Raw genomic sequence first — 6,805 nt, 5'->3', positions numbered from 1 at the left:
GAACCAGTGACCCCTACCGTGTCAAGGTAGTGCTCTCCCGCTGAGCTAATCGTCCGGGCTTTCGGACGAGATCCTAGCGGACGAACAGACCCCGATGTTCACACGGGGGTCAGGTTCCGAACTTCACCCAGTTCACGCTCACGTACGGCGAAGGCTGCCCGCTCGTGAAGGTGACGTAGACGTCGTGCGTGCCGGTGATGTCGGAGATGTTCGCGGGGATGGTCCGCCACGCGTCCCAGCCGCCGGTGTTGCCGACCGCGATCGAGCCCACCGGGGTCGCGGTGCGCGAACCGAGCCGCACCTCGACCAGGCCGCTCACGCCACCTCCGGCACCGGAGGCCACGCGGGCGTAGAACTGCCGCGCCGGGCCCGAGCCGAAGTTGACGCCGGAGAACTTCAGGTACCCGCCGTTCGCGATCTGGTGCACACCGGAGCCACCGTCACCCGAGCCCACGGACCCACCCGAGCGCTCCGCGGCGTTCTCCGCCTGCAGTTCGCTGTACGCGGAACCCCCACCGCCGGGGTTCGACGTGGTGGTCGTGGTCGTGGGGCCGGTGCCCCCGCCAGTCGAGTAGACGGCCACGTAGTCCACGACCATCGAGTGGCCCGACTGCGTCGCCGCGACAGGGGTCGGCTGGTTGTTGTTCAGCGCGTTCGGGAACGCGCCGCCCATCGCGAGGTTGAGCAGGATGAAGTGCCCCGAGTGCGACGTCATCTGGTTCCACACGCTCGCGCCGACGCGCGCCTGGGTCACCTGGTGGAACGACTGGCCGTCCACGAACCACGTGAGCGTCTTGGCCCCGTCGTCCCATTCCAGGCGGTACGTGTGGAAGGCGGACTGGCAGGACGAGCCGGGGCACGCCCGCGAGTTGCCGATGCCGGTGGACTCGCCGCAGGCGCCGCCTGGTGCGACGTCGCAGTGCAGGACGCCCCAGACGGAGTTGATGCCGTTGACGTTCTCCATGATGTCGAACTCGCCGATGCCCGGCCAGTTCCAGTAGTTGCCGCGGTACGGCGCGCCGAGCGTCCAGAACGCGGGCCAGTAGCCCAGGGCCGCCTGGCCCGTGACGTTCGGCATCTGGATGCGGCTCTCGATCGCGAGCTTGCCGCCCGACGGTGGCTTGAAGTTGGAGCGCTGGGTCTCGATGCGCGCCGACGTCCAGTTGCCGGAACCGTCCTTCAGCGCGGTGATGCGCAGGTTCCCGCTTCCGTCGAGCTTCAGGTTGCTGGTGCTGTTCGTGTAGTTCTGGATCTCGCCGGTGCCCCAGTTGGCGGGGCCGCCGGGGTAGCCGTGGCCGGTGTCGATGATCCAGTTGGAGCCCGACGGCAGCGATCCGTTCGAACCGTTGAAGTCGTCACCCCACACCTGCGTCCATCCCGATGCAGGGGGTGGGATCGAAGCGTTGGCGGACATGGCGGCGATCGCCAGGGGGACCGCGGCAAGAAGAGCTGTCGTGGCCGCGAGGACGCGGCGGCGTTGCTTCATGCGCGAGTGACCTCCTTGTCACGGGTGCAGTCCATTTATGAGAGCGCTCTCACGGTGCAAGAACAAGCGCCCGTTCGGACCAACACCCCGAAACGGGCACGGCGGTGCGTCTCGTGTGGACGGTCCGGGGCTACTTCGCGTCGGCGTAGCACTCCACGGTCACCGCGTTCATCGGGAACCGCACCGGCGTCTCACCGAACAGCAGCCGCGTCGCCTCCCGCCCCGCCACGGCGATCGCCTCGGTCACGGCGTCCGCGTCCGCACGGGGGCAATGCACGAGCACCTCGTCGTGTTGGAAGAAAACCAAGTGCGCGTCCGGCGGCAACCGGGTGCGCAGCACGCCCAGCAACGCCGCCGTCCAGTCCGCCGCGCTGCCCTGCACGACGAAGTTGCGGGTGAACCGGCCCCAGTTCCGCGCCGCCTGCCGCGACGACCGCGACACGTCCCCCGAGTCGTCCGCGCCGCCGGTGAGCTCCTGCCAGGCCGCCGACGGCGTGGGCGAGGTGCGGCCGAGCCGCGTGCGCACCATCCGGCCCTGCTCGCCGGCCAGCGCCGCGGCCTCCACGTACCCGACGGCGACCGGGAACCTCTTGCGCAGCACGGCGAGCAGCGAGCCGGCCTCGCCCGCCGTGCCCCCGTACATCGCCGACAGCATCGCGATCTTCGCCCGCGGGCGTTCGCCCTTGAACGAGTCCTGCGCCAGCGCCGCGTAGAGGTCCTCGTCCCCGCAGACCTCCATCAGCCGCTCGTCACCCGACAGCGCGGCGAGGATGCGCGGTTCCAGTTGCGACGCGTCGGCGGCCACCAGGACCCAGCCCTCGTCCGCGACCACGGCCCGGCGCAACGACCGCGGGATCTGCAGGGCCGCGCCCCCGCGCGAGGCCCAGCGGCCGGTGACCACGCCGCCCACGACGTAGTCCGGCCGGAACCGTCCACCCGCGACCCACGCGTCGAGCCACGACCAGCCGTGCGCCACCCACAGCCGGGCGCGCTCCTTGTAGTCCAGCAACGGTTCCACGGCCGGGTGGTCGACCTTCTTCAGCACCCACCGCCGCGCCGACGGCACCTCGACGCCCGCCCGCGCGAACGCCCGCACGATGCTGGCCGGCGCGTCCGGGTTCATCTCGCGCCCGCCGAGCGCCTCCTGGATCCGCTCCGCCAGGTCCTGCAGCAGCTTCGGCCGCGCGCCCGGTCCCGGCCGCGGCCCGAGGAGGTCCTCCAGGATCTGCAGGTGCACGGTCTCGCGCCACGGCGGCCCGTGGTGGGTCATCTCCGCGGCCGCCAGCGCCGACGCCGACTCCGCCGCGATCAGCAGCCCGATCGCCGGATTCCGTTGCTGCGCCCGGAAAACCAGCGACAACGCCGCCAGCTCGTCGGTGCCGCCCGGCAGCACCACCGGCTCCGGTTCGAACAACGTCAGCTCGACGTCCTTCTTGCGGTGCCCGAGGTCCGCCGGCGCGGGCAGCCCGAGCGCACGCGCCACCGCCCCCGCCAGCTCCCGGGGTTCGCGGTGCCGGCCCTCGACGCCGAGCAGCAGCGACTCGGTCAGCAGGAGGTCCCAGCACCGGTCGACCCGCACGCCGGCCGCGAGCAGGAGCGGGTAGGTCTCGGACGTGTCCGCCCACACCCAGCGCGGCCGGTGGGCGCGTTCCAGCTCCGCGACGGCGGGGGCCAGCGACGGTGCCGCCACCACGGGACCCGCCGGTGTCCCGTCGTCGTGCAGCTCCTGCCACCGGCCCGCACCGTCCGCTTCCGGGACGAGGGCGACCAGCACACCCCTGATTGTGCCGACCGGCCCTGACAATTTCAGTCCAGGCTGAACCCGGCGGGCGGTGAGCAGTGGTGGAGTTCCTCCAAGCCAGACGGCGAAGGGGTGAGACGGGAACGGGAAATGGGCACGATGGTGTGGTCTTCCTACCCCTGGCCTGACCACCGGCCGACTATGAAGCCGTGGACCGAGCACTGAGCGTTGCCGCTTTGCTGGATCCCACCCACCAGGTGGTCCCCTTTCACGGCAGAGAACCCGAGTTGCAGACCCTCGCGCTGTGGCGCGACAGCCCCGCGCCCCAGGCGTCGGTGCTGGTGCACGCCCCGGCGGGAGCGGGGAAGACCAGGCTGCTCCGGCACTTCCGCGACGAGCACTGGGACGACGCCGAGCACGGCAGGCTGCTCGTGGTGGACGACGCCGACCGCCTCCCGTGGCAGGACGTGTTCGAACGGCTCCAGGACACGCTGCGGCACGGACCGGCGCGCACGCGGGTGCTGCTCGCCGCCAGGACGACGGGCTGGTGGTGGTCCTCCACCCGCCAGCGCATCGCGGACTTCGACCACGAGGTCACCGACCTCGCGCTGCCCCCGACGCTCGACGACCGCACCGGGTCGTTCGCCCTCGCCTGCCGGCACTTCGCGTGGCGGCTCGGCGCCGCCGCGCCCGACGAGCCGCCGCCCAACATCGCCCGCGAGACCGTCCTCGACCTGCACCTGGCCGCGCTGACCGCGGTCCACGGCGACCCGTGCGACGTCAACCGCACCCAGCTCGTCCGCCGGCTCCTCGACCACGAGACCGGCCCCGCGACCGGCCGGATCGCCGAGGACTACCTCGCGGTCGCCACGCCGGACGACCCGGACCCGGACCTGCTCGCCCGCGCCGCCCAGCGGTGGCCGCACCTCGTCCCCCGGCTCGACGAGCTCGTCGCCGCCCGCCCCGAGGTCGTGCCGGACCTGGCCCGCGACAGCCTGCGCATCGCCGCCGAGCTCGGGTCGCCCGCCACGGTCGAGCACATCGCCCGCCGGGTCTTCCGCGACGAGCGCTTCGCCGTGGACGCCATCCCGTCGATGCTCACCCGGCGCCTGCTGGACCGCGCGGAGGACCTCCTCGACCGCGCGGAGATGTACGGCATGCTCAGCGCCCGCACGATGCTCTGCGGCCTGCGCCAGGAGTCCGTCGAGGCCTCCCGGCAGGAGGTCGGGTGCTACCGCGAGCTCACCGAGCGGGACGGGGACACCCGGCCGCTGCTCGCCGACGCCCTGGGCGACCTCGGCCTGCGGCTCATCAACGCCCAGCGGCGCGAGGAAGCCCTGGTCGTCTCCGAGGAGGCGATCGCGCTCTGGCACGACATCGCGCTCGACGACCCGGAGACCAGCCCGCAGCTCGCCTCGGCGCTCGAGCAGATCAGCTACCGCTACCAGGCGCTCGGCCGCGACGAGGCCGCGACGACCGCGATCAGCCGCGCCACCCTGCTCTACCAGGAGCTCGCGAAGAACCACCCGGCGCTGTTCCGCGCCGACTTCGCGCGGGTCGCGGCCGCGATGGCCCGCCGCCACCTGGCCGACGGTGAGATGCAGTACGCGGCGGACTCGATGCAGCTCTCCACGGCGAACTGGCGGGTGCTCGCGAGGGAGGACCCGCGCTTCGAACCGGAGCTGGCCCGCAACCTCGTCGCGGCCGGCACGATGCTCGTCGACCTGCGCAGGGCCGGTGCCGCGAGCGAGGCGGTGAAGGAGGCCATCGACCTGTTCCGCCGGCTCGCCGTCGTGAACCCCGAGACGTTCCGCGCGGAGCTCGCCGAGGCGCTGCTGCGGCACAGCCAGGCGTTGCGCCTGCTCGACGAGGACCTGGACGCCGAACTGACCGCCCGCGAGTCCGTGATGGCGTGGCGCGAGACGGGCAACCGCAAGGGCCTCGGCACGGCGCTGCTCGTGCTCGCCCAACTCGCCGACGACCTCGACGCGGCGCAGGAGGCCGTCGAGGTCCACCGGGAGCTGGTCGCCGACGACCTCGTCTGGAACCAGGCCGACCTGCTGATCGCCCTCGCGACGCTGCTGGAGCAGCAGCTCCTGCACGCCCGCGACGAGAAGGCGCTGCGCACGGCCGACGAGTGCGTCGACCTCTGCCACCGGCTGCCGTCGCAGCTCGTCGAGTTCTTCGGCGCGAAACTGGCCCCGGCGCTGCAACGCGCGGCCCGCGCGCTCTCCGAGTCCGACCACCACGTCCGTGCGTTGCGGCTGTCGGAGTTCACGATCGACGTGTGGCGTGCGCAGCTGCCCAAGTCGCCGCCCAACGGCTACCTCGCGGCCGTGCAGCAGCACGCGTGCCGGTTGCGCGGAGCGGAACGCAAGGACGAGGCGCGCAACACCGCGCACACGGCATTGGTGCTGTGGCACATGACGGGCCTGGACCTCGACCGGCAACCCGGCTACGCCGACGCGTTGTCGATCTACGGCCGGCTGTGCGTGGAGACCCGGCACGAACCGGCGAAGGCGCTCCAGCTCGCCCACCGCGCGGTGCGGATCGCCCGCGAGGTGGGCGACCCGGTCAAGCTGGAGTTCGCCCTGGAGACGCTGGAGGAGGCCGAGACCGCGCTCAGCTGGTCGTGAGCAGCGATCGCACGAAGAACGCCACGTTGGCCGGGCGCTCCGCGAGACGGCGCATGAAGTAGCCGTACCACTCGTCGCCGTACGGGACGTAGACGCGCATGCGGTTGCCCTCGGCGGCGATGCGCTTCTGCTCCTCGGGCCGGATGCCGTACAGCATCTGGAACTCGTAGGTGTCCTTGGAGCGCGCCGAGGCCAGGTCGGCGGCGATCGCGATCAGCCGCGGGTCGTGCGAGGCCACCATCGGGTAGCCCTGCCCCTCCATGAGCACCTTCAGGCAGCGCACGTACGACAGGTCGACGTCGTGCTTGTCCTGGTACGCCACGGTTGCGGGCTCCTGGTAGGCACCCTTGCACAGCCGCACGCGCGAACCGGAGTGCGCGAGGTCTCGGCAGTCCTGCTCGGTGCGCTTGAGGTAGGCCTGCAGCACCGCGCCGACCCACGGGAAGTCCACCCGCAGCTCGCGCAGGATGCCCAGCGTGGAGTCCGTGGTGGTGTGGTCCTCCATGTCGAGCGTCACGGTGGTGCCGACGACCGCGGCGGCGGCGCAGATGCGCCGGGCGTTCTCCAGCGCGATCTTCTCGCCGTCCACCGGCAGCGACTGGCCGACCGCGGACAGCTTGACCGACACCTCCGCGCCCTCGGTGAGCCCGTGCGACTCCAGCCGCGACAGCAGCGTCAGGTACGCCTCGACGGTGCCGGTGGCCTGCGACTCCTCGACGGTGTCCTCACCGAGGTGGTCCAGGGTCACCAGGCGGCCGTCGCCGAGCAGCTCGGCGGTCGCGCGGATCGCGGCGGAGACGTCGTCACCGGCGACGAACCGCTCGACGACGGGCCGGGTCAGCGGCGTCGACTCGACGAGCTTGCGGGTGCCCGCGCTGCGGGACGCCAGGAGGAGGCTGGAGCGCAACATGGTTCACGTCCTCGGGGTGTGGTGATGTGTGG

The 6,805-nt window shown here is 72.0% G+C and carries 4 protein-coding genes; 1 reads left to right on the top strand and 3 read right to left on the bottom strand.

The features are described 5' to 3' along the window. Positions 1–109: 109 nt before the first annotated feature. Both ACFWGZ_RS38160 and ACFWGZ_RS38155 read right to left on the bottom strand, forming a co-directional pair. A complete protein-coding gene (locus tag ACFWGZ_RS38160) occupies positions 110–1,486 on the bottom strand; it encodes a carbohydrate-binding protein (protein WP_382456469.1) in 1,377 nt (458 codons plus the stop codon). Between the two features lie 130 nt (positions 1,487–1,616). After that, the gene (locus ACFWGZ_RS38155) at positions 1,617–3,260 is read right to left on the bottom strand and encodes a bifunctional 3'-5' exonuclease/DNA polymerase (RefSeq protein WP_382456468.1); all 1,644 of its coding nucleotides are present in this window, start codon (positions 3,258–3,260) and stop codon (positions 1,617–1,619) included. Positions 3,261–3,514: 254 nt separating this feature from the next. Between ACFWGZ_RS38155 and ACFWGZ_RS38150 the strand changes: the two genes are divergently transcribed. Then, positions 3,515–5,863 carry a hypothetical protein gene (locus ACFWGZ_RS38150; protein ID WP_382456467.1) on the top strand — a complete coding sequence of 783 codons (2,349 nt, stop codon included), beginning with the start codon at positions 3,515–3,517 and terminating at the stop codon, positions 5,861–5,863. Here the strand turns inward: ACFWGZ_RS38150 and ACFWGZ_RS38145 are convergent. After that, a complete protein-coding gene (locus ACFWGZ_RS38145) occupies positions 5,850–6,773 on the bottom strand; it encodes a proline dehydrogenase family protein (protein ID WP_382456466.1) in 924 nt (307 codons plus the stop codon). The two genes, ACFWGZ_RS38150 and ACFWGZ_RS38145, sit on opposite strands and share 14 nt — an antisense overlap. Positions 6,774–6,805: the final 32 nt, after the last annotated feature.

Source organism: Lentzea sp. NPDC060358 (assembly GCF_042725365.1).
Classification (GTDB): Bacteria; Actinomycetota; Actinomycetes; order Mycobacteriales; family Pseudonocardiaceae; genus Lentzea.
The sequence above is the reverse complement of the archived record's forward strand: the minus strand, read 5'-3'. Positions and strand labels throughout refer to the sequence as shown.